At 63.4% G+C, this 24,222-nt stretch carries 19 protein-coding genes; 2 read left to right on the top strand and 17 right to left on the bottom strand.

The genetic code is table 11. From position 1 onward, the window contains the following. Nucleotide 1: 1 nt before the first annotated feature. The 12 genes from AB4Z38_RS00160 to AB4Z38_RS00105 form a co-directional block, all read right to left on the bottom strand. The gene (locus AB4Z38_RS00160) at nt 2-3,898 is read right to left on the bottom strand and encodes an AAA family ATPase (protein WP_441427841.1); all 3,897 of its coding nucleotides are present in this window, start codon (nt 3,896-3,898) and stop codon (nt 2-4) included. 128 nt (nt 3,899-4,026) lie between these two features. Beyond that, entirely contained in the window at nt 4,027-5,631 is a 1,605-nt protein-coding gene (guaA, locus tag AB4Z38_RS00155) for a glutamine-hydrolyzing GMP synthase (RefSeq protein WP_441427840.1), read from the bottom strand. 120 nt (nt 5,632-5,751) lie between these two features. Next, entirely contained in the window at nt 5,752-6,270 is a 519-nt protein-coding gene (locus AB4Z38_RS00150; protein WP_284980769.1) for a DUF3817 domain-containing protein, read from the bottom strand. Further along, nucleotides 6,267-7,109 (bottom strand): SURF1 family protein, encoded by an 843-nt coding sequence (locus AB4Z38_RS00145; RefSeq protein ID WP_441427839.1) that lies wholly within the window; start codon nt 7,107-7,109, stop codon nt 6,267-6,269. The genes AB4Z38_RS00150 and AB4Z38_RS00145 overlap by 4 nt, the downstream gene beginning before the upstream one ends. A 294-nt stretch (nt 7,110-7,403) precedes the next feature. Next, nucleotides 7,404-7,892 (bottom strand): PTS sugar transporter subunit IIA, encoded by a 489-nt coding sequence (locus tag AB4Z38_RS00140; RefSeq protein ID WP_236812181.1) that lies wholly within the window; start codon nt 7,890-7,892, stop codon nt 7,404-7,406. 39 nt (nt 7,893-7,931) lie between these two features. Next, nucleotides 7,932-9,692: a glycerol-3-phosphate dehydrogenase/oxidase gene (locus AB4Z38_RS00135; protein WP_441427838.1), complete on the bottom strand. Its 1,761-nt coding sequence runs from the start codon at nt 9,690-9,692 to the stop codon at nt 7,932-7,934. Between the two features lie 103 nt (nt 9,693-9,795). Further along, nucleotides 9,796-10,932 carry a GuaB3 family IMP dehydrogenase-related protein gene (locus AB4Z38_RS00130; protein ID WP_284980772.1) on the bottom strand — a complete coding sequence of 379 codons (1,137 nt, stop codon included), beginning with the start codon at nt 10,930-10,932 and terminating at the stop codon, nt 9,796-9,798. A 141-nt stretch (nt 10,933-11,073) separates the two neighbouring features. Further along, nucleotides 11,074-12,585 carry an IMP dehydrogenase gene (guaB, locus tag AB4Z38_RS00125; protein ID WP_236812187.1) on the bottom strand — a complete coding sequence of 504 codons (1,512 nt, stop codon included), beginning with the start codon at nt 12,583-12,585 and terminating at the stop codon, nt 11,074-11,076. Between the two features lie 211 nt (nt 12,586-12,796). After that, nucleotides 12,797-14,851, bottom strand: coding sequence for an acyltransferase family protein (locus AB4Z38_RS00120; protein WP_441427837.1), 2,055 nt, complete (start codon nt 14,849-14,851; stop codon nt 12,797-12,799). A 250-nt stretch (nt 14,852-15,101) separates the two neighbouring features. Continuing rightward, complete coding sequence (groL, locus tag AB4Z38_RS00115; RefSeq protein ID WP_234749153.1) at nt 15,102-16,712, bottom strand: chaperonin GroEL; 1,611 nt, start codon at nt 16,710-16,712, stop codon at nt 15,102-15,104. An 86-nt stretch (nt 16,713-16,798) separates the two neighbouring features. Then, the gene (groES, locus tag AB4Z38_RS00110) at nt 16,799-17,095 is read right to left on the bottom strand and encodes a co-chaperone GroES (protein ID WP_265976870.1); all 297 of its coding nucleotides are present in this window, start codon (nt 17,093-17,095) and stop codon (nt 16,799-16,801) included. 222 nt (nt 17,096-17,317) lie between these two features. Further along, on the bottom strand, nt 17,318-17,728 hold the full coding sequence (locus AB4Z38_RS00105; RefSeq protein WP_441427836.1) for a hypothetical protein: 411 nt from the start codon (nt 17,726-17,728) through the stop codon (nt 17,318-17,320). 77 nt (nt 17,729-17,805) lie between these two features. Here AB4Z38_RS00105 and AB4Z38_RS00100 point away from each other — a divergent pair, with 77 nt between their 5' ends. Continuing rightward, on the top strand, nt 17,806-19,044 hold the full coding sequence (locus tag AB4Z38_RS00100) for a THUMP-like domain-containing protein (protein ID WP_441427835.1): 1,239 nt from the start codon (nt 17,806-17,808) through the stop codon (nt 19,042-19,044). Between the two features lie 23 nt (nt 19,045-19,067). Here AB4Z38_RS00100 and AB4Z38_RS00095 read toward each other — a convergent pair whose 3' ends face one another. From AB4Z38_RS00095 to AB4Z38_RS00085, 3 genes are all read right to left on the bottom strand, one after another. Further along, the gene (locus tag AB4Z38_RS00095) at nt 19,068-19,886 is read right to left on the bottom strand and encodes a shikimate 5-dehydrogenase (RefSeq protein WP_441427834.1); all 819 of its coding nucleotides are present in this window, start codon (nt 19,884-19,886) and stop codon (nt 19,068-19,070) included. A gap of 50 nt (nt 19,887-19,936) precedes the next feature. Further along, nucleotides 19,937-20,059, bottom strand: a complete 123-nt coding sequence (gene ykgO / locus AB4Z38_RS00090; RefSeq protein WP_184740519.1) for a type B 50S ribosomal protein L36 — start codon at nt 20,057-20,059, stop codon at nt 19,937-19,939. A 66-nt stretch (nt 20,060-20,125) separates the two neighbouring features. Beyond that, nucleotides 20,126-21,286 carry a GTP-binding protein gene (locus AB4Z38_RS00085; RefSeq protein WP_441427833.1) on the bottom strand — a complete coding sequence of 387 codons (1,161 nt, stop codon included), beginning with the start codon at nt 21,284-21,286 and terminating at the stop codon, nt 20,126-20,128. A 167-nt stretch (nt 21,287-21,453) separates the two neighbouring features. Between AB4Z38_RS00085 and AB4Z38_RS00080 the strand changes: the two genes are divergently transcribed. Continuing rightward, entirely contained in the window at nt 21,454-22,605 is a 1,152-nt protein-coding gene (locus AB4Z38_RS00080) for a glutamate--cysteine ligase (protein WP_441427832.1), read from the top strand. Nucleotides 22,606-22,641: 36 nt separating this feature from the next. On the opposite strand, the gene tsaD is transcribed toward AB4Z38_RS00080, so the two are convergent. Continuing rightward, nucleotides 22,642-23,781 carry a tRNA (adenosine(37)-N6)-threonylcarbamoyltransferase complex transferase subunit TsaD gene (gene tsaD, locus AB4Z38_RS00075; protein ID WP_441427831.1) on the bottom strand — a complete coding sequence of 380 codons (1,140 nt, stop codon included), beginning with the start codon at nt 23,779-23,781 and terminating at the stop codon, nt 22,642-22,644. After that, entirely contained in the window at nt 23,778-24,218 is a 441-nt protein-coding gene (rimI, locus tag AB4Z38_RS00070; protein WP_441428058.1) for a ribosomal protein S18-alanine N-acetyltransferase, read from the bottom strand. Before rimI ends, tsaD begins: the two co-directional genes overlap by 4 nt. Nucleotides 24,219-24,222: the final 4 nt, after the last annotated feature.

The following is a 24,222-nucleotide window of genomic DNA, read 5'->3' as shown; positions in this document are numbered from 1 at the left end:
CTTAGGAGATGGCCGGTCCCGAGCCAAGGCCTTGCGTACCGCCAGGCCCGGCCGCGGCCGGGTCCGCCTGGCTGTTCAGTTCCAATTGTTCAACATCGATGTCCAGGAATCCATCCTGGACGGCACCATACGAGGGTGCTACCGGCTTCTCCAGTCCCAGATAGGAGCCGATGCGATCAGCGCAGGACGAGGGATCCGTGAATACTTCGATGGTCCACAGGGACATGTAACGCCAGCCAAGGCGTTCGAGGAGCTGGGGCCGGAGCCTGCTGCGCTCCCTGACACTCATGCGGCGGTATCGTTCCGTGCCATCCGACTCAATGGCCACCGGAGTGGGCATTTCGGTGTCATCCCGGCCTATGGTGTGCACGGGATCGGCCGCCGCAGCGATGTCCAAGGCTCCGTCATAGTGGTGCCACACCCGGGCTCCGCGGGCACGGAGTCGCTCGCCCAGATCCGCTACCAAGGGATCCTCTCCGAGGGCTTGCTCGCTGGCCGCGGCCCTGGTGGCCGGTGTTCCCAGATCCGAATTCCCGGAGAGTTCGCGGTCAAGGAGTTCATGGAAATCAACGGCGCCGTGAGCCAACCTGTCCAGGTCGAGGTCCTCCGGACGGAAGCAGCTCAGGACATGCAACGATCTCCGGGAGCGGGTCATTGCCAAGGCAAATTTGTTTCGCCCGCCTTCGACGGACAGGGGTCCGAAACTGTGCAGCGCCCGGCCGTGCGGAGTGCGCCCAAAGCCCAGGGAGAAGATGATGTGGTCGCGGACCAGTCCTTGCGCGCGCTCCAAATCCACCACGCGGAAGGACTCTGCACCGGCGTTGAAAAAACCCGACAACAGCGGATAGTTAGGAAGCTGGAGCCTGATGGCTTCGCCGATCCTTGCGGCATGGCGCAGGCTTGCGGTGACCACGGCGAGCGAGGTCCGCGGCCTAAGGCTGGCGTGTTGAAACACCAGGTCAACAACACGGTTCACTTCGGCGGCGACAGATTCAACCCCTTCGTGATCCGCCCCGGGCAGGCCGGTACCATCCGGGATGTACTCAACTACCACCGAGCGGTCCAGCCCTGTTACAGATTGGCCGTCCGGCAGCCGACGCAGGCCGCCGTTGTAGTAGTTCTTGCTCAGCTGGAGCACGAGATCTTCGTCAACCGCGCGATACACCCAGTTCAACTGCCACGTGGGCAGGACCCGGGCCAAGGCACTGAAAGCACTGTCTACTGTGTCTTGGCTGGCGGCACCGGCCATGGGAGGCTCCACGGCAACGCTGAAGGTACGGGCATTGGCGGTCTTCGCGTCGCCAAAGGCAACCACTTGCTGGGCCCGGGCGATGGCCGGCAGTACAGCCTGCAAGGATGTGCTCTCGGCATCGAGAATCACCACCGCATCGAACTTCTGCTCTGCAGGCAAGAGGCTGGTCAGCAGGTACGGACTGATGGACCACACGGGAACCAAGCGGGAGACAAGGGCAGGCGCCTGGGCACTGAGCGCCGAGAGGGTAACGCGGCCATCCTTGATCAGGTTCCGCAGGAGGTCCGATTGGCGAGGATGTTCAGCGATTCCGGCCCGCCACATTTCGGCGAGTCTCCAACGCAGCCGGGCGGCTCCGCTGGCAATGTGCGCGTGGTCTGCCAGGCGGTACTCCGCTTCGAGACGGCGGAGGGAATCGCCGTCGGACATGGCGAGGTAGTCGTCACCGCTGATCATCGCCTCCAGGGCGGACTGCCACCAGGCAAGGTCCAGTTCCGCGGCAACGGATTCGGCAGGCACTTCGCGTTCGGCCAAGTCAGCGAGAAGCTCGGCGAGTCCATGCTCGCGCATATTCTCGACCAGAAGTGTGCGCTCCGGGAGCGTTTCCAGGGTTCCCGTGTCGGCCACAAGGCGCTCAAGACGCTGCATGAGATCTTCGTAACGGGTCGCGTGGAGGTCGCCGCCGCCGGCAGTGTGTTTGAGGCAATCCCCCAGACGGCGGAGATCCCGGTCCAGTTCGCGGTAGCTGGCGCCCAGGTCCGCCAGTCCGGAGGGCACTGCCGGATGGCGCTGTGTGGTCGCGTACTGGGCCCACAGCGCCCGCTGTTCCTGAACGAGCGCCAAGGAGCTGTGGAGATCCGCAATGTGGACACCGGGCCGGACATACTCCTTTGCCACGCGACGCAAGCGGGAGCGCTGCATCGAGGGCATCTCGACTCCCCGCTCACGACGCCAAGTGGAGGTAGCGGTGGCCGAAATCAGATCGTGGACTGGCCGGTCAAAAATATCCGGGGTGAATTTGTCCAAGCTCTCCCGTACCGCCATCAAGAGCTCAAGCTGCGCGCCCCATTCGGCGAAGTTCGCCCCAAGCCGGATTTCGGAGTGCTCCGCAACCTGGTTCATCCGCTCGCGCAACCGGGGAAGCTGTTCGGCGGCACCACTGGCCAGTTGCTGGGCTTCCTCGGTCTCCTTGCGGGTGACCAGACGCGCCCCGTACCAGGGGCTCGACGTCGATGCACGGCTGAAACTGCCAAGCTCGGCAGCGCGTCGGAGTCTTTCAGCCAGCTCAGCCCGGTCTTTGATATTGTCCAGCACGCTGCGCTTCAAGCGCACCGTCGTGGCGGGGGCAGGCTGGATCGAGGTCAGCTCCGCGAGCGACTGCATTGCCTGATAGGGCGAGCATCCCCAGCGCTGGCGTACATTGTGCAAAGACGCGACATGGTCCATGAGGGCATGGCGGTGCTCGGTCAGGGTCTTGTGGAGATTCCCAAGTTGCGGCTCCAGCGACTTTTCGTTGCGGATGATCGCGCTGACCAGCTGGCCCTTGAGCTGCTGGGGCGTGGCACCATTGCCCGGCCTGAACAGCATCGATTCAAGGCCCAGGGCTTCAAAATGGGCCGCCAGACCGTTGAGGCTCGCCCGCCGGTCGCCCACTACAAGCACCGATTTTCCCTCGTTGACGATGGCCCCGATGGCATTAAGGGCCGTCTGGGTCTGACCGCTGCCTGGCGGGGTACTCACCACCAGCGAATCGCCTGCCCGCACGGCATCCACGACGTACTGCTGATCCGAGTCCGCATCCAGGAGCAGCGATTCTTCGGCGGGGTCGCGCTCGTCGAGGCTCGGGAACCGTCCGGACTTGATGGGTTCGGGTTCCACGTCCCCGCCGTTGGCCGCTTCAAAAAGGGAGGCCACGACGCTGCTGTTCTCGTTGATCCAGGGGTCTTCCAAGTTCCCGGACAGATCCGCCAACGTCGTTATGAGCAGATTGGGGGTTACCTCGGCACCGTGGATCGGTTGTACCAAGGTGGCCAGTCGCTCAAGGACCGGTTGGGGATCAAGCCGCGCGGTGTTGTACGCCATGCGGCTCACGGCGTTGACGTCAAAGACAATTCCGTGGACGGTCTTCAAGTGCCGGACCAACGCGGGGTTGATGCCCGCCTGCTCGGTGAGTTGCAGCTCGTAGTCGTCTTCGCCCGGCCGCGCCGTGAGTGAGATGGCGGCCAACATAACAGGCGCGGAGACTCGTTGGGGTTTTCCTCCGACCGCCGACGTCCACACGACCGTGCCGCAGGACAGATAACCGGCGTCGATCCCCCGGTCGTTTCCCAGTTCGAAAATCTTGGAACGAAGATTCCTGGCGGCACGCGCGGCAACAAGATACTGCTGGCGATCCCGGATCAGAGTGGAAAGCCGGGTTCGACGCCCGGCGAGGAGCTGTGCCAGGCCTGAGGGGTGGCCGTTGCTAAGGTCTATCGACCCTTCCGGCGTCTTGACGAAGCGCAGCATGGTGTCTGCGCCAGTCACGGGCTTGAGCCCGGACAGCCATTTCCGGAGCTCTACGGAGCTCTCTTCGTGGCTTTGACCTACTGACACCGCTGCCTTCTTTTCTGTTATAGCTCGAGACGACTTGGACCAAATCGGCATACTTTCGAGGGTAGCGGGAATCGACCGGCAGTCCGCACCGCAACACTGGTGGAAAGGCAAATTACCCCTGATTTCAGGGGAAATACAAAGTGACCGGCCCCTGGGACAGGGGCCGGTCACTCAGAATACTATTCCCACTCGATGGTTCCCGGCGGCTTGCTGGTGACATCAAGTACCACGCGGTTGACCCCGTCAACCTCGTTGGTGATCCTGTTGGAGATCCGGGCGAGGAGGTCATACGGGAGCCTCGACCAGTCGGCGGTCATGGCGTCCTCGGAGGAAACGGGACGCAGTACGATCGGGTGTCCGTAGGTGCGTCCGTCGCCCTGCACGCCAACGCTGCGGACGTCGGCCAGAAGTACGACAGGCATCTGCCAGACGTCGTTGTCGAGTCCGGCTGCAGTGAGTTCTGCCCGCGCGATGGCATCTGCCTTGCGAAGCAGGTCGAGTCGTTCCTTGTTCACTTCCCCGACGATGCGGATACCCAGGCCGGGTCCGGGGAACGGCTGGCGTCCGACGATTTCCTGTGGCAAGCCGAGCTGCGCGCCCACGGCACGAACCTCGTCCTTGAACAGGGCGCGGAGCGGTTCAACGAGTTCGAACTGCAGGTCCTCGGGCAGGCCCCCCACGTTGTGGTGGCTCTTGATGTTCGCGGCACCTTCGCCGCCGCCGGATTCGACGACATCCGGGTAGAGGGTGCCCTGCACGAGGAACTTGATGCTCTCACCTTCGGACGCAGCTTCGGCGATGATGGCCCGCTCTGCTTCCTCAAACGCACGAATGAACTCGCGGCCGATGATCTTACGCTTGGTCTCGGGATCGCTGACCCCGGCCAGGGCGGACAGGAATCGCTCCTGCTCGTTGGCGACATAAAGTTTCACGCCGGTTGCTGCAACGAAGTCACGCTCGACCTGTTCGGCTTCGCCTTCGCGCAGCAAGCCGTGGTCCACGAATACACAGGTCAGTTGATCGCCCACGGCGCGCTGCACGAGGGCTGCGGCCACGGCCGAGTCGACGCCACCGGAGAGGCCGCAGATGACCTTGGAGTCGCCGATCTGCCGGCGGATCCGGTCCACCTGCTCTTCGAGGATGTTGCCGGTGGTCCAGTTCGGCTTCAGGCCGGCTCCGTTGAACAGGAAGTTCTCCAGAACCTGCTGTCCGTGGACAGAGTGCTTGACTTCCGGGTGCCACTGCACGCCGTAGAGATGCTTCTCTTCGTTCGCGAAAGCAGCCACAGGTGCGCCCGCAGTGGTCGCCAGGACCTCGAAACCTTCAGGAGCCTCATGAACGGAGTCTCCGTGGCTCATCCAGGTGTTCTGGGAGTCCGGAAGCCCCGCAAGGATGGAGCGCGCCTCGCCAACTGTGGTGGCCTCGGTGGCGCCGTACTCCCGCAAGCCGGTCTGCGCGACCTTGCCCCCGAGCGCATTCGCCATGGCCTGGAAGCCGTAGCAAATACCGAAGACCGGGACGCCGGCCTCGAAAAGGTCCGCGCCAACCCTCGGGGCACCCTCGGCATAAACGCTTGAAGGTCCGCCGGAGAGGATGATCGCTGCCGGGTTCTTGGCCAGAAGCTGCTCGGTGGTGAACGTGTGCGGAACAATTTCCGAGTACACATTCGCTTCACGGACGCGGCGGGCAATCAGCTGCGCGTACTGGGCACCGTAGTCAACAACCAGCACCGGCCTCTGGGAAGTCTGAGCTTCAGAACTGAAGGGTGCGGTGGGAGTAGTCACCGTAACAGCCTACTTTGCCGGGATGCCCCGGTGCACCTTGAAACCGGTCGTGAAGCCCCGAAATCAGCCCGGAAACTGTCCGACGTTAGCGATCTCACAATGCCCGCCGGGACACGCCCGTCAGTAGCGCTTGGAAGCCTGCGGATTCGCGGCGAGTTCCATCTCTACCTCCGAGTGGAACTTCTTCTCCACAATGAAGGACATGAGAGGGACAACGCCGCCCAAGGCGAGCAGGATGAGCTTCGTGAACGGCCAGCGCATGAGCGACCACAAGCGGAAGTCCGAGATGAGGTACAGCACGTACATCCAGCCGTGGACGATCAGGACGCCCACGGAGACGTTGACGCCGCCGAGGACCGCTTTGGACTCAGCGTCGGCGAATCCGAAACCGAACGGCTGACCAGTGATTGCATTGGTCCCGCCGGCGAAGAGATACACGCCGAACACATAGCGCGCAACGAGCTCGGCGCACAGGAGCAGCAGCATGGTGCCGGTGAGGTAGGCCATGACTTTATAGAACTTCAGGGCCGAACGGATCTGGGCCGTCGTTCCGCCGAAACGGCGTTTCTTGGCCGCGCTTGGCTTTGCGGCGGATTCTCCGGACTGTTCGGGCTGGATGGCCGGTTTGGGCTCAATCATGGCTTTACCTGTTCTGGCTTGGTAATTGCTGGCAAATCGTCTGACGGGAATTCGTCTTCGGGCTCTTCCTCGTCTTCTTCGAGGGTGCGCCGGTAGTCATCGGCCACCATGCGCCACCAAATGTAGAGGGCGAATCCTGCAAAGACCACCCATTCCACGGAGTAGAAAAGGTTGAGCCAGTTGATCTGTTGGTTGGGGGGCTGGGCCGGGATATTCAAGGGCTTCAGCTGCGCGGGAAGTGCGAGGGTCTTGCCCGCCGATACTTCCGAGGTAGCGGCGACGAAGCCGGGATAGCTTGAGACTTCCCACGTGTTGATGAGTTCCGCGACCGAAACCGCAGACGCGCGGCCCGCTCCGGCGTCGACGTTTGGCACTGGTGCCTCGGACGGCAGGAGCCGTCCGGTCAGCTCAATCGTGCCCGACGGCGGCGGCCCGGCTTGGGCTGGATCGGCAACCCAGCCGCGGGCCACGGGGATCCAGGTCTTCGCGGATGCGGCTACGCCGTGGAGGACGGGGGCGCCGTCGACAGCAAACGCGGTCACTACCCAGTACCCTTTTTGCCCGGCGAGCAACCGGCCCTCCACAAGGACCTGCTTGGCGGGGTCGTAACTACCCTTGGCGCTGACCATTTGGTCTGATGCCGAACCTGGGAAGAACGTTCCAGGCTGCAATTCCCCGGTAAGGGGCTTGACTTGCTCCACCGCGGGTTCGTCAACCGGGACGTCGCTCTGGGTGGATCTGCCGAACTGCCACTGACTGAGCAGCACAAACACCCCGGAGAGCAGGAGCGCGAAGACAAGTCCTGCGATCCAGCGGGGCTTCAGAGCGGTTTTCAACACCCCTTAACCGTACTTCGTCAAGCTGTAGAACAGCTAAACGAAAGGTCCTTTCCCTCGAGTGGGCAGCAGGGTCCCTACGTGGCGCGGAACGCGACACGAAAGGGCCTGCCCCCTAGAGTGGGGCAGCAGGGTCCCTACGTGGCGCGGAACGCGACACGAAAGGGCCTGCCCCCTAGAGTGGGGCAGCAGGGTCCCTACGTGGCGCGGAACGCGACACGAAAGGGCCTGCCCCCTAGAGTGAGGCAGCAGGGTCCCTACGTGGCGCGGAACGCAACACGAAAGGGCCTGCCCCAATCAGTGGTCGAAGAACACCAGGCTGGAGTTGATCAGTTCGGCGATGACTTCGGGATCGTGGGCGCGCCGGAGGGATTCCCTGAACGATTCCTTGGACAGCGAGCGGGCCAAGGTCGCGAGGACTTCCAAGTGGTCCGAGAATGAACTGGCGGGCGTAGCGATGAGCAGCACCAGGGTGGCCGGTCCGTCGCTTGCGCCGAAATCCAAGGAGTGTCCGAACTTCGTGACACCAACAGCGATGGAGACCCGGGAGACAAACTCGCTGCGGGCATGCGGAAGGCCAATGCCGCCCGGCAGCCCGGTGGCAAGTTGGTGCTCACGGGAGTTGACGACTTCGAGGAAGCCTTCAAGGTCCGTGATGCGCCCGGCGGCGTACAGCCTTTCCGCGAGCTGCCCCGCGGCATCTGTTTTGTCGACCGCTTCCATCTCCAGGATGACGGTCTCCGGCGTCGTTAGTTCGGCATCATACGGGTCCAGTGGTTCCGCCAAGTCGTTTTCCCTCCAGTGTGCCCAGCCAACCCGGGCCGCTTAGCGGAGGGGGACGATGTCATCGACACCCATGCGCGCAGCATCGGCCGATTCGTCGTCGGGCTGCTGTTGGCTGAGCCGTTCAGCTTCCACCCGGGCCAGGTAGTGCTTGATTTCGCTTTCCCGCTGCGCGTCGCTCCAGCCAAGAATTTCTCCCATCAGCTTAGCGACAACAGGGACCGCGGAAACACCTCTGTCCCATGACTCGATCGAGATACGGGTGCGTCGGGTCAGGACATCATGGACATGCCGGGCACCCTCATGGGTCGCGGCATACACGACTTCTGCTGAAAGATAGTCGTCGGCCCCCGGCAGCGGCTCGGCCATGGCCGGGTTGTCCTTGATGATCGCCAGGACTTCCGGGGTCATGGAGCCATAGCGGTTGAGCAAATGTTCCACCCTTGCGACGTGGACCCCGGCCTCATCAGCGCTTCTTGCCCGCCGGTTCCAAGCAGCCTTGAACCCCTCGGCGCCCAGGAGCGGGATGGTATCGGTGCAGCTCGCGGGTACGCGCTCGTCCATGGCCCGGGTCGCTTCGTCCACCGCGTCCTTCGCCATGACCCGGTACGTGGTGAACTTTCCGCCGGCAACCACCACAAGGCCCGGAACCGGGTGAGCCACCACGTGTTCACGTGAAAGTTTGGCCGTGGAGTCGCTCTCCCCCGCCAGCAGCGGACGCAGGCCCGCGTATACGCCCTCAACATCCTCGCGGGTCAGGGGCCGTTTCAAGACACGGTTGACGTGTTCAAGAACATAGTCGATGTCCTTCGTGGACGCGGCAGGGTGCGCCTTGTCGAGCTTCCAGTCGGTGTCCGTTGTACCGATGATCCAGTGCCGCCCCCAGGGGATGACGAACAGCACGGATTTTTCGGTCCTGAGGATCAATCCCACCGTGGACTGGAAGCGGTCGCGCGGGACCACAAGGTGTATGCCTTTGGAAGCGCGGACCTTGAGCTGGCCGCGATCCGTCACCATGGCCTGGGTCTCGTCCGTCCAGACACCCGTGGCATTGAGCACTTGCTTGGCGCGGACCTCGATGATGCTGCCGTCTTCCTGGTTTTCCACCTTCGCCCCCACTACGCGTTCGCCTTCGCGGACGAACGACACCACGCGCATCCTATTCACGGCGTGCGCCCCGTAATGTGCCGCAGTGCGGACGACGTTGACCACCAGCCTGGCGTCATCGACCTGTGCATCGTAGTAACGGATGGAGCCGACGAAAGCATCGCTCTTGAGGCTGGGTGCTGCCCTCAGTGTTCCGCGCCGGAAGAGGTGTTTGTGCATCGGCACACCGCGGCTGTGGCCGGAGGTGAGTCCAAGCGTGTCATAGAGGAAGATCCCGGCACCAACGTAGGGCCGTTCCCAGAATCGCCGGGTCAGCGGGTACAGGAACGGAACTGGCCGGACAAGGTGGGGTGCGATCACTTGGATCAACAATCCGCGTTCCTGGAGAGCCTCCTGGACCAGCGCGAAGTCCAGCATTTCCAGGTATCGCAACCCCCCGTGAATCAGCTTCGAGGACCTTGACGACGTTCCCGAAGCCCAGTCCCGGGCCTCGACAATGCCCACGGACAAACCGCGGGTCACCGCGTCCAAAGCCGCACCGGCCCCGACCACGCCTCCCCCGACAATCAGGATGTCGAGTTCCTTTCCAGGCTCAGTGGTGCCCTTGAGAACTTCGATGGACCTGGCCCGTGCCTGCGGACTCAACGCACCGGTTGATGCATCATCCCTTTGCGAACCATCTGCAACACTGCTCATTGGACGCCTCCCATCGCACAAAGCCCGTAGTTCCCCACACTACTTCTTGTCCAGCGGCTTGGGCAGGGTTTTCGCAGGCCCGCTAAAGCGGCCCGAGCGTAAGCTACCGGCCCGAGTAAGGCGAGACGACGACGTCGACCCGTTGGAACTCCTTCAGGTCCGAATAGCCGGTGGTCGCCATGGAACGGCGAAGCGCGCCGATCAGGTTGGACGTGCCGTTGGTGTGGTGGCCCGGCCCGAAGAGCACTTCCTCGAGGGGACCGACAGTGCCGACGTTGACCCTGTCGCCGCGGGGCAGCTCAAGGTGGTGGGCTTCCTGGCCCCAGTGCCAGCCTTTGCCTGGGGCTTCTTCCGCGCGGGCCAAAGCACTGCCGAGCATGACTGCGTCGGCGCCCATGGCGATGGCTTTGACGATGTCACCCGAAGAACCCATGCCGCCGTCGGCGATCACGTGCACGTACCGTCCACCGGACTCATCCATGTAGTCGCGGCGAGCAGCAGCGACATCGGAAATGGCGGAAGCCATGGGCGAATGGATGCCGAGCGCACGGCGGGTGGTGGTCGTTGCGCCGCCGCCGAAGCCCACCAGGACGCCGGCCGCTCCGGTACGCATGAGGTGCAAGGCCGGGGTGTAGCCGGCGGCCCCGCCGACGATCACCGGGACGTCGAGTTCGTAGATGAACTGCTTGAGGTTCAGCGGTTCATGGTTCTTTGAGACGTGTTCGGCCGAGACGGTGGTGCCCCGAATGACAAAAATGTCGACGCCGGCGGCCACCACGGTCTTGTAGTGCTCCTGCGTACGCTGCGGCGTCAACGAGCCGGCCACGGTCACACCGGAAGCACGGATTTCCGCGAGCCTGGTGGTGATCAGTTCGGGCTGGATGGGGGCCTTGTAGAGCTCCTGCATGCGCCGCGTGACCGTCGGGCTGGCCGTTTCATCCGCAAGGGCAGAGATCTCGTCCAGCACGGACTGGGGGTCCTCGTACCGCGTCCACAAGCCCTCGAGGTCCAGAACGCCCAGACCGCCCAGCCGGCCAAGGGCGATCGCCGTTTCAGGCGACATCGCGGAGTCCATGGGTGCGGCGATCACTGGCATCTCAAACTTGTAGGCATCAATCTGCCATGAGACGGAAACGTCCTTGGGGTCGCGCGTCCGGCGGTTGGGGACGATCGCGATGTCATCCAGGGAGTAGGCACGACGCCCACGCTTGCCACGGCCAATCTCAATCTCGTAAGTCACTGCTCTAGGTTATCCCAGTGCGGCGCGATGTTCCGGCAGGGTGACGTACAGGATGGCGATGGGCTGGCCGCGTAAATAAGCGGGCCCGGCATCTTCATGATGAAGGTGCCGGGCCCGCTTGAAACTGCCTGGGACTTACGCCTAGCGGGAACCGTAGTTCGGAGCCTCGACGGTCATCTGGATGTCGTGCGGGTGGGATTCCTTCAGTCCGGCCGCAGTGATACGAACAAACTTGCCGCGTGCTTTGAGCTCGGCGATGGTTGGAGCACCCGTGTAGAACATGGTCTGGCGCAGGCCGCCGACCAGCTGGTATGCCACCGAGGACAGCGGGCCGCGATAGGCGACGCGGCCTTCGATGCCTTCCGGGATCAGCTTGTCATCGCCGGAAACGTCCGCCTGGAAATACCGGTCCTTCGAGTAGGACGTGTTCTTCCCACGGGACTGCATGGCCCCCAGGGAACCCATGCCCCGGTAGCTCTTGAACTGCTTGCCGTTCACGAAGATCAGTTCACCCGGCGACTCGTCGCAGCCTGCCAGCAAAGAGCCGAGCATAACGGTGTCGGCACCGGCGACGAGGGCCTTGCCGATGTCGCCCGAGTACTGCAGGCCGCCGTCGGCGATCAGCGGAACACCGGCGGGGATGGCCGCCTTCGAGGACTCGTAGATGGCCGTGATCTGGGGGACGCCCACACCGGCAACAACGCGGGTGGTGCAAATGGAGCCCGGGCCCACGCCCACCTTGATGCCGTCGGCACCGGCGTCGATCAGTGCCTGGGCGCCTTCCCGGGTGGCAGCCTGGCCACCGATGATGTCAACGTGCGCAGCAACGGGATCGGACTTCAGGCGCGTGATCAGGTCCAGGACACCCTGCGAGTGGCCGTTGGCGGTGTCCACGAACAGTGCGTCGACACCGGCGTCGATCAGGGTCATGGCCCGTTCCCAGCCGTCGCCGAAGAACCCGATGGCGGCTCCGACGCGGAGACGGCCTTCCTCGTCCTTCGTCGCGAGCGGGTACTGCTCGGCTTTGGTGAAGTCCTTGGTGGTGATAAGGCCCTTGAGGCGTCCCTGCTCGTCAACGAGGGGGAGCTTCTCGATCTTGTTGGTGGCCAGCTTGTGCGAGGCCTCTTCGCGGCTGATGCCGACGTGGCCCGTGATGAGCGGCATCTTGGTCATGACGTCGCTGACAAGCCGCAGCGGGAAGTCGGACTCCGGCACGAAGCGGGTGTCGCGGTTAGTGACAATACCCAGCAGACGGCCGTCCGGGTCGATGACAGGCAGGCCGGAAACCCGGTAACGCGAACACAGTTCGTCCAGTTCCTGGAGGGTGGCTTCCGGGTGGATGGTCAGGGGGTTGGTGATCATCCCGGACTCGGAGCGCTTGACGCGGTCGACGTGGTCGGCCTGGTCTTCAATGGACAAGTTGCGGTGGATGACGCCAAGGCCGCCCTGGCGGGCCATGGCGATGGCCATGCGCGACTCGGTGACGGTGTCCATGGCGGCGGACAGCAGCGGCGTCTGGACCGAAATTCGCTTGGAGATCCGGGAGGATGTATCAGCCTCGGACGGTATGACGTTGGTGTGGCCCGGCAGCAGCAGGACGTCGTCATAAGTCAGGCCGACAAAGCCAAAGGGATCGTGTTCGGGCTGGGTCATGAGTGCGCCTCTTACCTTGGTTCTTGGGGGTTGCTCTGGTAGGGGTTGCAGCTGATGACCAGCCCGTCATTACGGGACTGGCCTGTGCAGAAAGGTTCTGAATAAATAGTAGAACCTCGCCGCCGATCCCCATATTCCGCGAGGGCAATGTGAGCAACAGCACCCTGCAGCCGCCTTCGAGCCGTCAACCGCCGTCGAGCCGCCCGGCCGCCTAGCTCCACCCGGTCGCGGTCATGAACGCCTTCTCGAAGTATGGCTCCAAAGTCTTCATGTAGGTGGCCGTCACATGGTTGTCGTCCTTGTAGACAATCACGTTGCCGATCACGGCAGGGCAATTCGCGTCCGGACAGAAGTACTTCGTGAGATCAAGGAACTTGGTGTCCGGCAGCTGGGCGGCCACTGCTGCCGTCGGCGAATCCTCGGCATAGTTCTGGTCCTGCTGCGATCCGCAGGCGACATAGGCCGTCGGGTCTTTCTCAAGGCACGCCGGGACCGGTTGCGCTGGACGTGGCGTATCCCTGAGGGCAACAACTTCGATTCCGGCGTCGTTGAGGGTCTTGACCTCCGACACAAAGCCGGGATCGAGCCGCTCTGGCACCTTGGGATCCACATTCGTGCGCGTACTGGTGGTCACGACGACGTCAGGCTTCATCTTCAGGACCTCCGTGAGCGTGGCCTTGTTGAAGTCAACACACGATTGCGTGATGTCGTCCGAGGTGTTCTCGCTCAGCGGGCAATAGCCCTTGGTAATGGAGGTGAGGTTCCAGTTGTTCTTCTGGGCCATAGTGAGCAGCGGCGTGTTCAGCACGTGGGCGTGGGAATTGCCGATGACCACCACGGATTTGGTTCCATTCGTAATCCCGTTGGTGCATCGGTTCACGAAGTCGTTCGGGTCCCCGCCGCCGGTGCAGGCCTTCGGGAATACGGGCCAGTCAGCGTCGATGGCTGTCATGGCCGGAACGAGGGGAACACTCGGATCCGGGGTGTAGGCGAAGGCCCCGCCAACGACAGCCGCACCAGGGTTGCGGGCGTCCATGTTGGCAAGCAGGGTCTTGTTGGTCTGGTCTATTTGGAAGCGCCATCCCGCCAGCGGAACAATCGCCACCGTCATGGCGACCACAAGCGCAATCGCGCTTCGCCGCCGGTTCGCCTCGGGCCAGCGCCATTCCCGCCACGGCTTCTCCACGAACCTCGTGGTCAGGACTGCCAGGACGAAGGCGGCGATGATGATCACGGTTCCGGACAACCAGCCCGCGTGGGTTTTGTTCGACCAGGCCAGATAAATGACCAGGAGCGGCCAGTGCCATAGATACAGTGCGTAGGAGTTGTTTCCCATGCGGACGAGCGGTTTGGAACTAAGGATGCGGTCCGCACCGAAACGGCTCCCCGTCTTGCCAGCCGCGAGAACGCAAGCTGCCGCCAGCGTAGGCCACAACGCCACCCATCCGGGGAACGCCGCCTCGACATTGAGGATCAGGCCACAACTGAGCATGGCAATGATACCGACCCAGCCAAGGACGATTCGCACTGTCTTGGGGAGTTTCAACGACGGCAAATAGAGAGCGAGGAGCGTGCCGAGGGCGAACTCCCACAGCCTTGCCAGGGTTGAGAAGTACGCCTGCGACTGGTTGGCTGCGGTGAACCCCACTGAGTAAATGAGCGAAGCGATGAAGATCGCGCCGAAAAAGTACCGAAGAAGGGGTACATATGAGAGCTTGAAGCGCCTCGCCAAGAGGCCGGCCCCGACAAAAATAAGCGGCCAGATGATGAAGACCTGCCCTTGGATGGACAGCGACCAGAAATGCTGCAACGGACTGGCCGCACTGTGGTCCGAGGCGTAGTAATTGACGGCCTGGGACTGCAGCAGGAAATTCTCTGCGTAAAAGAGCGAGGCCCAGCCCTGCTGGATCGTGTCCACCCAGCGCGTGCCGGGAATGAAGAGGTAGGTTGCGGCCAGGGTTCCGACGATAACGGTCACGGCGGCCGGAACGAGCCGCCGGAAATGGTGGAGGTAGTGCTTGATAAGGGCAGTCTGCCGACCGTTCGCGTGCCGCCGAGTGAACTGCAAGGCCATGAGGAATGCCGAGACCAGAAGGAAGACATCCACCCCGCCGGAGACCCGGCCAAACCAGATGTGGTATGTGACAACCATGAGGACGGCAACAGATCGAAGCCCCTGGATTTCAGGACGGAACGTCGATTTGGGTGCCGAATTCTGCGTGTCGCCGCTAGTTCGCCTTGGCGCTATCGGGCGCGTGGTTGTCAAAGTCTTGCCTCCAGGGTGCTACTCAAACCGTCTACCCTACTGATTCGAAATGTTCATCGTCAATTGAGACCGCGTTCAACCAACTTCCTATGATCCATTAGGACACAAGCGGCTGGGAGCTTCCGGAACGTTTTCTGGGTCGATCCTCCATGCCGTTTTGCCGGCGTCCGGTCGTCATCCCGCACCACCGCAAATGCAGGAGGCCCGGCCCCCAAAAGGGGACCGGGCCTCCTGCATCGATCAACCAGTATTAGTGGCTGTGGCCTGCGTGCTCGTCTTCCTCGGCCGGCTTCTCGACAACCAGGGTCTCGGTGGTGAGAACCAGGGCTGCGATGGACGCGGCGTTCTGGAGCGCGGAGCGGGTGACCTTGACGGGGTCGATTACGCCTGCGGCGATCAGGTCCTCGTACACACCGGACTTCGCGTTGAAGCCGTGGTTGTCTTCCAGCTCGGCAACCTTGGCGACGACGACGTAGCCGTCGAAGCCGGCGTTCTGGGCGATCCAGCGAAGGGGCTGGGTCAGGGCGCGGCGTACGATGCCGACGGCGGCAGCCGCGTCGCCTTCCAGTGCCTTGACGGCAGCGTCCTCGTCCAGTGCCTTGAGGGCGTGGATGAGGGCGGATCCACCGCCCGAGACGATGCCTTCTTCAAGGGCAGCACGCGTGGAGGAAACTGCGTCCTCGATACGGTGCTTCTTTTCCTTGAGCTCGACCTCGGTGGCTGCGCCGACCTTGATGACGCCGATGCCGCCTGCCAGCTTTGCGAGCCGTTCCTGCAGCTTTTCCCGGTCCCAGTCGGAGTCGGTGCGGGTCAGCTCGGCACGGATCTGGGCGACGCGTGCTGCGACGTCCTCAGCCGTGCCGGCCCCGTCAACGATGGTGGTGTTGTCCTTGGTGACGGTGATCCGGCGGGCACTGCCGAGGACCTCGAGGCCAACCTGGTCCAGGGACAGGCCGAGCTCCGGGGAGACAACCTGTGCGCCGGTCAGTGTGGCAATGTCCTGCAGCATGGCCTTGCGGCGGTCGCCGAAGCCCGGAGCCTTGACGGCAACGACGTTCAGGGTGCCACGGATACGGTTCACGATCAGCGTGGACAGTGCCTCGCCGTCGATGTCCTCGGCAATGATGAAGAGCGGCTTGGCAGCCTGCAGGGCCTTCTCGAGGAGCGGCAGGAATTCCTGCAGCGAGGAGATCTTGCCCTGGTTGATCAGGATGAGCGCGTCTTCCAGAACAGCTTCCTGGCGTTCCGCGTCAGTGACGAAGTACGGGGACAGGTAGCCCTTGTCGAACTGCATGCCCTCGGTGAGGACCAGTTCGGTCTGCGTGGTGGAGGACTCTTCGATGGTGATGACACCATCCTTGCCGACCTTGCCGAAAGCCTCGGCGAGGAGCTCGCCAACCTCATCGCTCTGGGCGGAGATCGCCGCAACGCTGGCAACCTGGGTGCCTTCTACTTCGCGGGCGTTCTCCAGGAGGCGGGCAGCCACGGCCTGGACCGAAACTTCGATGCCGCGCTTGATTTCGCCAGGGGCGGCTCCGGCGGCAACGTTGCGCAGTCCTTCCTTGACGAGTGCCTGTGCCAGCACGGTGGCCGTGGTGGTGCCGTCGCCTGCGACGTCATTGGTCTTGGTGGCGACTTCCTTGGCCAGCTGCGCACCAAGGTTCTCATACGGGTCGTCGAGTTCGACTTCGCGGGCGATCGTCACACCGTCGTTGGTGATGGTGGGAGCTCCCCACTTCTTGTCCAGAACGACGTTGCGGCCACGCGGGCCAAGGGTGACCTTGACGGTGTTGGCGAGCTTGTCAATGCCCGCTTCGAGCGAGCGACGGGCAGCGTCGTTAAACGCAAGCTGCTTTGCCATGGTTGTGTCCTTTCAAGACGGAAAACCCGCACCGCTGATCCGACCGGAAGAAGTCCGACTCGATCTGCGATGCGGGATCCAGGGAATTACTTAACGACGATCGCCAGAACGTCGCGGGCGGATAGAACGAGGTATTCGTTGCCGCCGGTCTTGACTTCAGTTCCGCCGTACTTGGAGTAGAGGACGACGTCGCCAACGGTTACGTCGACGGGGACGCGGTTGCCGTTGTCATCGAAGCGGCCGGGGCCAACTGCAACAACTTCGCCTTCCTGCGGCTTTTCCTGTGCAGTGTCCGGGATGACCAGGCCGGAAGCCGTGGTCTGCTCTGCTTCGAGCGGGCGGACAACAATGCGATCCTCGAGAGGCTTAATGGAGACCGACACTCGGATCTCTCCTTTACGTGAGGTAGTACATGGACTATCAAACCAGGGGTGCCGTGGCGGGCTTACCGTCGTCGCGGTGCCGGTAAGTGCCTGGCGGCATGATTAGCACCCGCCTAGGGAGAGTGCTAATCAAGACTCTATGTAAGCATTAGCACTCGGTCAAGGCGAGTGCCAGAATTCCGTCATGGGTGAACGTCGAAGGGCCGCTTCCGGGTCACACGCTCATTGCCCGGTGAGGTCGTCGAAGTCAACGTCCTCGCCGTCGTCGTACTCTTCCTTCGGTCCGGTTCCGCGGTTCAGGTAGAGGACTACGCCGCCGGCGAGCGCGACGACGCCGAACACCACCAGCCCGACGATCGCTCCGATGCGGGCACCGGCGTAGGTGTCACGGATGTCCCGGGCCTCATCCGTGGCGTCCTGGACGCTCTTTCCAGTCATCGAGTAGGTGGCCGCGTTGAAAGAGTCTAGGAAGAAAATAATGATCAACAGCGCGATGCAGACAATGGCAATCAAAGCACCCACGATGAGCGCGGGGCGGGCATACTTGGAGAGATTTCCGGGGAAGGGATGTCTATCGGGGGCAGAGGGAGAACCATTGGCGTCGTCAGGCTGGCGTACTGGGTTGTCTTCCATGGCATCAACCCTATCGGCCCGAGTGGTCCCGGATCCCTCCCGACCCCGTATGACGGGCGAGCACTAGGCTAGTTCCCATGGCTGACACATCCCCGGACCAGATTGCCCCCTTGCTGACAACGGAAGGTTGGGAACTGCTGGCGTCCTTGGGACCGTACAGCGATGGCGAAGCCTTCGCACTGAATGCGCGCCTGCGCAAGGACGGCCACTCCCCCGTACTCGTTGCCGCCGTCCTCACCCAGTCCAGGCTCCGCACCCGGGCCGAAGCCAAGTTCGGCGAATTCGCCCGGCAGATGCTTTTCACCCAGGCCGGCCTGGAACAGGCCACCAGGCTCAATGTTGCAGCCAGGCATGCCGAACGCTTCGCCAAGGCGGGCACGCAGCACGTCGCGGACCTGGGCTGCGGGCTTGGAGCCGACTCCATGGCCATGGCCTCCATGGACATCAAGGTCACCGCCGTGGAACTCGACGAGACCACCGCCGCGTGCGCCACGATCAACCTCATGTCTTTCCCGCACGCAACGGTGGTGCACTCCGACGCCATGTCGGTGCCCCTCGACGGGGTCGACGGCGTGTGGCTCGATCCGGCGCGCCGCACGACGTCGTCGTCGGGAACGAAAAGGATCTGGGACCCGGAGGCGTTCTCGCCGCCGTTGTCCTTCGTTGAATCATTGGCCGCTACCGGCCGGTCCGTCGGGGTCAAGATGGGCCCGGGGATTCCCCATGATTCGGTTCCGGCCGGCTGCGAGGCACAGTGGGTTTCGGTGGGAGGGGACGTTACGGAAGTAACGCTGTGGTTCAACGACGTCGCCCGTCCCGGCATCCGCCGCGCTGCCCTGGTGCTCGGGCCGCAGGGCGCAGCCGAGATCACCAGCGGCGAAGGGTTCGACGGCGGCCCGGTGCCCGACGTCGGGCCCGTGGAGGGATACCTTTACGAACCGGACGGCGCGGTGATCCGTGCGGGCCTCGTTGCCGAGGTCGCGCTCCGGCTGGGCGGCCACCTGGTGGACCAACACATTGCCTATATCTGCGCTCCGGAACTGATGGCGACACCCTTCGCCCGCGCCTACAAAGTCCTGGAGGTCATGCCGCTGAACGTCAAGGCCCTCAAGGCCTGGGTGAAGGCCAACGGCGTCGGCGTCCTGGACATCAAGAAGCGCGGCACCTCCGTTACCCCCGAAGAGCTGCGGAAACAATTGCTGCCGGCCGGAAAGGGCTCGGCAAAATCCCGCGGCAACAAAACAGCCACCCTGGTCCTCACCAGGATCGGCGAGGAAAAGGTGGCTGTTGTGGTCGAGCCGGTAGCAGCCGCCTGAGCTGGTCCCTGAACCGCGGCGCCCTATTGTGCGCGCGTGAACTCCTCGGCCGCGGCCACTTGCTCCGGTGTCGGCGTGATGCCCGTGTAGAGCACGAACTGTTCGAGTGCCTGGATGGTGGCCACTTCAGCGCCGCTGATCACGGTCTTTCCTGCCGCACGGCCGGCCTTGATGAGCGGCGTCTCTGCAGGGAGGGCGACGACGTCGAACACCACGTGCGCGGCCGCCACCGCCGCTTCGGGGAAGGACAGCGAGCCGGAGTCAGGTCCGCCGGCCATGCCGATCGGTGTGACGTTGACGAGCACGTCCGCCGTCGACTCCCCTACTTCGGCCTGCCAGCCGAAGCCATAGAGCCCGGCAAGGGACTGCCCGAGCTTTTCGTTCCGGGCAACCACGGTAACGCGCGAGAATCCGGTGTCGCGGAAGGCAGCCGCGGCGGCCTTGGCCATGCCGCCGGAACCTCGGAGCAGCACCGACGACGCCGGGTCGATAGCGTTGCGCTCGATCAACTGGGCGATCGCGGTGTAGTCCGTGTTGTACGCCGTCAGCACGCCGGCGTCGTTCACGATCGTGTTGACCGAGTCGATAGCAGCCGCCGAAGCGTCCATGCGGTCGACGAGGGCGATGACGTCTTCCTTGTACGGCATCGAGACGGCGCAGCCGCGGATGTCCAGGCCGCGAACACCGGCGATCGCGTTCGGGAGGTCGGTAGGAGCGAAGGCCTTGTAGATCCAGTTCAGGCCGAGCGCCTCATAGAGGAAGTTGTGGAAACGCGTTCCGTTATTGCTCGGCCGGGCAGAGAGAGAAATGCAGAGCGTCATGTCTTTATTGAGGATCGGCATAACGGGGTTTCCTTCGCGTAGCGGGTTCTCTGCCCAGCCTAGACGGGGAGCTAGCCTTGGCGCGCCTTGAAGCGAGGATTCAGCTTGTTGATGACAAAGGTGCGGCCGCGCCGGCGGACAACTTGCGCGCCGGGGATCTTCTTGAGGGCACGCAGCGAATTCCTGACTTTCATGGGGTTCTCCTTCTCGGGTTTTGACTTGTTTTATCGGGGCTTTGTTCCACCGAGGCTCGAGCTCGGCTAAAGCGTGGATTCGAGTTCAAAAGGATCCTCAAGTCCAACGAAGCCGAGCCTCATCTCCGCTTCGCTCAGCGCGCATCCGTCCAGCAGGGCCCGGATTTCTGCGGCGTCGAGGTCCTCCCCTCGTCCGGTCACGGCCAGCACGGTCCCCCGGTCGCCGAAGCGGGGATGCCAGTCGAGGACGGCGTCGACGTCGGGCAGTCCCTTTCCTTGTTGCAAGGCTTTGCCGTCGAGGACAGGGCCGGTGCCGGCGTCCGCAAGCCACTCGCCTGTACTTTCGAGCCACACGCGTGGCCCGATTCCCTGCACCGCGATCCGGACCTTGGCCGCCGAGGCAATCCACAAGCGGCCCCGCATCCAGTGGCATCCCTCGGCCAACTTGGGGAGCGCCTCCTGGAAGCGCCCCGGATGAAGCGGACGCTCCACTTTGTGGAGCACGGTCCGGAAACTCCCCGACTCCTCCTCAAGCGGCACCCTCACGGAGCCACGACGGACTCTCGCGAGAGCCTCGGCGCCGTCGTAGCAGCCGGGCCGGAAGTCGTCGTCGCTCGCGGAAACGGCGGCGTGCGGAGCAAGCTGCCCAAGCAGTTCCAGGCCTTGGGACCAAGCCTCGCTTGAGTCCGGGCGCAAGCCCGTGAGCTCTGCCCCAAGACCGGCGTGCACCATGACAGTATCCGCGTGGCTCAATTCCCCGATGAGAAATTCTCCACTGGTGCGCTCATCCTCGGGCATGGCCGTAAACCCGGATTCATACAGCGTGTGTTTGTCCCAGATATGGTCTTCCAGCCCGGAAGGATCGATCGCCAACACGGCGTTGTCGATGACGGCAGGCCGCTCAAGCCCCCGTTTGAGTTCGGCCACCGCCATGTCCACGGAGACACCCGGCGGCAGGCCCAGGACGATGTGGTCATGGCCTGAGACGGCGAGGCGTTCCGCCGTCGGGACAACATCGAGGCGAACCGTGCAGCTGAGGCAGCCGTGCTCCAAAGCGGTTTGCGCTTGCTCCACCAGTTCGCCATTGCGGAAGATTCTTCGCAGGACAATGGACCCGTCCAGAAGGTCGTGCAGGACCACCACCGAATCACGGTGGGTCCGCCCAAGCCTGGTGGTGGCTGCCTCGCGGCATTGGCTGTCCAGTGAGCTGACAACAGAAAGATGCATACCAACCAGCATAGATGCAAATCATTCTCATTAGCAAACGGACTCGTTTTCCTCAGGATTCCCCCATGCGGTACCGTACCGCCCCTGCATTAGACTTGAGCCAACCGCTGACGGCCCCACGGCGGGCGTTGCTCAGGGCATTTTTGGCAAATACCGAGGGGACCCACGTGCAGATTGATTTCGCTTCATCCAGGCAGTCGACCCTGGGAGTGGAATGGGAGCTTGCGCTCGTCAATGCACGCACCGGCGAATTGGTCTCGGTGGCGAATGAGGTCCTGCGGGGGGTGGCATCGCGGCATCCCGACTTGAACGAAGACGACGAGCATCCGCACATCAAGCGGGAATTGCTCCTGAATACCGTGGAACTTGTCACGGGCGTGTGCAACACCGTCAAGGAAGCCAAGGAAGACCTGGCCCGCTCGCTGAAAGCCGTCAGGGAAGTCACCGACCCCATGGGCGTCGAGCTTTTCTGCGCGGGAAGCCATCCTTTCAGCCCGCCGCAGCTCCAGCCGGTCTCGGACAAAGAACGCTATGCCAAGCTGATCGACCGCACCCAATGGTGGGGACGGCAAATGGTCATCTACGGAGTCCACGTCCACGTCGGTCTGGACCGCAGGGACAAGGCGCTTCCCATCCTCGATGGGCTGGTCAACTATTTCCCCCATTTCCAGGCGTTGTCCGCTTCGAGCCCGTTCTGGGGTGGCGAAGACACTGGCTATGCGTCACAACGCGCCCTCATGTTCCAGCAGCTGCCCACGGCCGGATTGCCTTTCCAGTTCCCCAGCTGGGCCGAATACGAGTCCTATGTCCAGGACATGTTCACTACCGGAGTGATCGACACCCTGTCTGAAATCCGCTGGGACATCCGGCCCGTGCCGAACTTGGGCACTATCGAGATGCGCATTTGCGACGGCCTGGCCACCCTCGAGGAAGTCGGTGCTGTTGCAGCCCTGACCCAATGCCTCGTGGACGAGTTCTCCACGATCCTGGACAACGGCGGCAGCATTCCGACCATGCCGCCATGGCATATCCAGGAAAACAAGTGGCGCGCCGCCCGTTACGGAATGGAAGCGATCATCATCCTCGACGCCGAGGGCAATGAGCAGCTCGTCACTGAGCACCTGAAGGAAACGCTGCTGCGCTTGGCTCCTGTCGCTGAGAAGCTCGGGTGCTCGGCGGAACTGGCCGACGTCGAAAAGATCATTGCCCGCGGAGCCGGCTACCAGCGCCAGCGCCGCGTCGCAGCCCAGCACGACGGCGATCTTCACGCGGTCGTCCAGGATCTCGTACAGCAAATGCGGTCCGTTCCGACCGCCTAGCCTCTGACCGTCTAGCCTCCCGCCGGGTTCCCGCGCCTATACCGAAACCGTCGTCACCGGCAGGGAGGAATCGGGAGCGAAGGCGACGCCGCTCGGGCCGATTCCCGCCATGATGAGCTGCGAGCCCAAGGCTGCCACCATGGCGCCGTTGTCGGTGCACAGTGCCAGCGGCGGCACATGCAGGGTGATCCCCGCCGCTTCGCAGCGTTGGCCTGTCAGCTCACGGAGCCGGGAGTTGGCTGCGACTCCGCCGCCCAGCAGGAGATCCTTGATCCCGTTCTCCTTGCAGGCCAGCACAGCCTTAGAGGTGATGACATCCACCACAGCTTCCTGGAATGCAGCGGCGATATCGGCAACCGGAACGTCCTCACCGCGCGCTTCGAACTGTTCAACGCAGCGCGCGACGGCGGTCTTGAGCCCGCTGAAGGACCAATCGTAGCGATGGGGTCCCGGCTCCTCCGCGGTCCCCATGTACTTGGGTTGCGTCAGGCCGCGCGGGAAGCGGATCGCCTTGGCGTTTCCTTGCTTGGCGAGTTTGTCGATGGCCGGTCCGCCCGGGTAGCCAAGGCCCAGGAGCCTCGCCACTTTGTCGTAAGCCTCGCCGGCGGCGTCGTCGATGGTGGAGCCGAGCATCTCGACGTCGTCGGTGATGCTGCGGATGCGCAGGATTTCCGTATGTCCGCCGGAAACCAGCAACGCACCGAGATTTTCCGGCAGCCGACCGCCGGAACCGAGTCCCGCTGCGCCGCCCCGGGTGCCGGCAGCGGCGCCGTCAAGGAGCCCGACGCCGACATGCGCCACCAAGTGGTTGATCGCGTAGAGCGGCTTGCCCGTGGCAACAGAGAGGGCTTTGGCCGCGCAGACACCCACCATGAGCGCGCCGGCCAAGCCAGGTCCGGAGGTCACGGCGATGGCGTCGATGTCTTGCAGTGTCACTCCGGCCTCGTGCAAGGCCTCCTGCAGCGTGGGTACGAAGGCGTCCAAGTGCGCACGGGAAGCGATCTCAGGAATGACGCCGCCAAAACGGACATGCTCATCCATCGAAGAGGAGACCGTGTTGGTCAGCAGGGTGGTGCCCCGGACAATCCCGACGCCGGTTTCGTCGCAGGAAGACTCGATCCCCAGGACGAGCGGCTGGGCGGGGCTGGGCGGGTTCATGGGGCCGGGTGGGTTCATGCCGGTGTTCCTTCAGTCAATGTCAGCCTCATGATGAGGGCGTCCGTGCCGTCGCGGTAGTACCGCCGACGGACGTGGATCTGCTCGAAGCCGAACCGCACGTAGAGTGCCTGCGCCCGTGGATTGTCGGCACGGACCTCCAGGAGCACTTCCACGGCGCCGCGCCGCCGGGCCTCTTCGATCAGTTCCGTGAGGATCGCGGAGCCGATTCCCCTGCCTTCGAATTCGGGCACGACGGCGATCGTCTGCACGTCCGCGATCGGCTCGATGCACATGAGCCCTGCGTAGGCCACAATCTGCCCGTCGGCTTCGGCCACCACATAGCGGCGGGTATCAACCTGGGCAAGTTCATCGAAGAACATCTGCATCGGCCACGCGTCCGCCGGGAAGAGCCGACGTTCAAGTACCTCGACGACGGTGACGTCGTCGGCGGTCATGTCC

The organism is Arthrobacter sp. 2RAF6 (genome assembly GCF_052115205.1).
Classification (GTDB): domain Bacteria; phylum Actinomycetota; class Actinomycetes; order Actinomycetales; family Micrococcaceae; genus Arthrobacter.
This window is presented reverse-complemented; position numbering and strand designations above follow the sequence as displayed.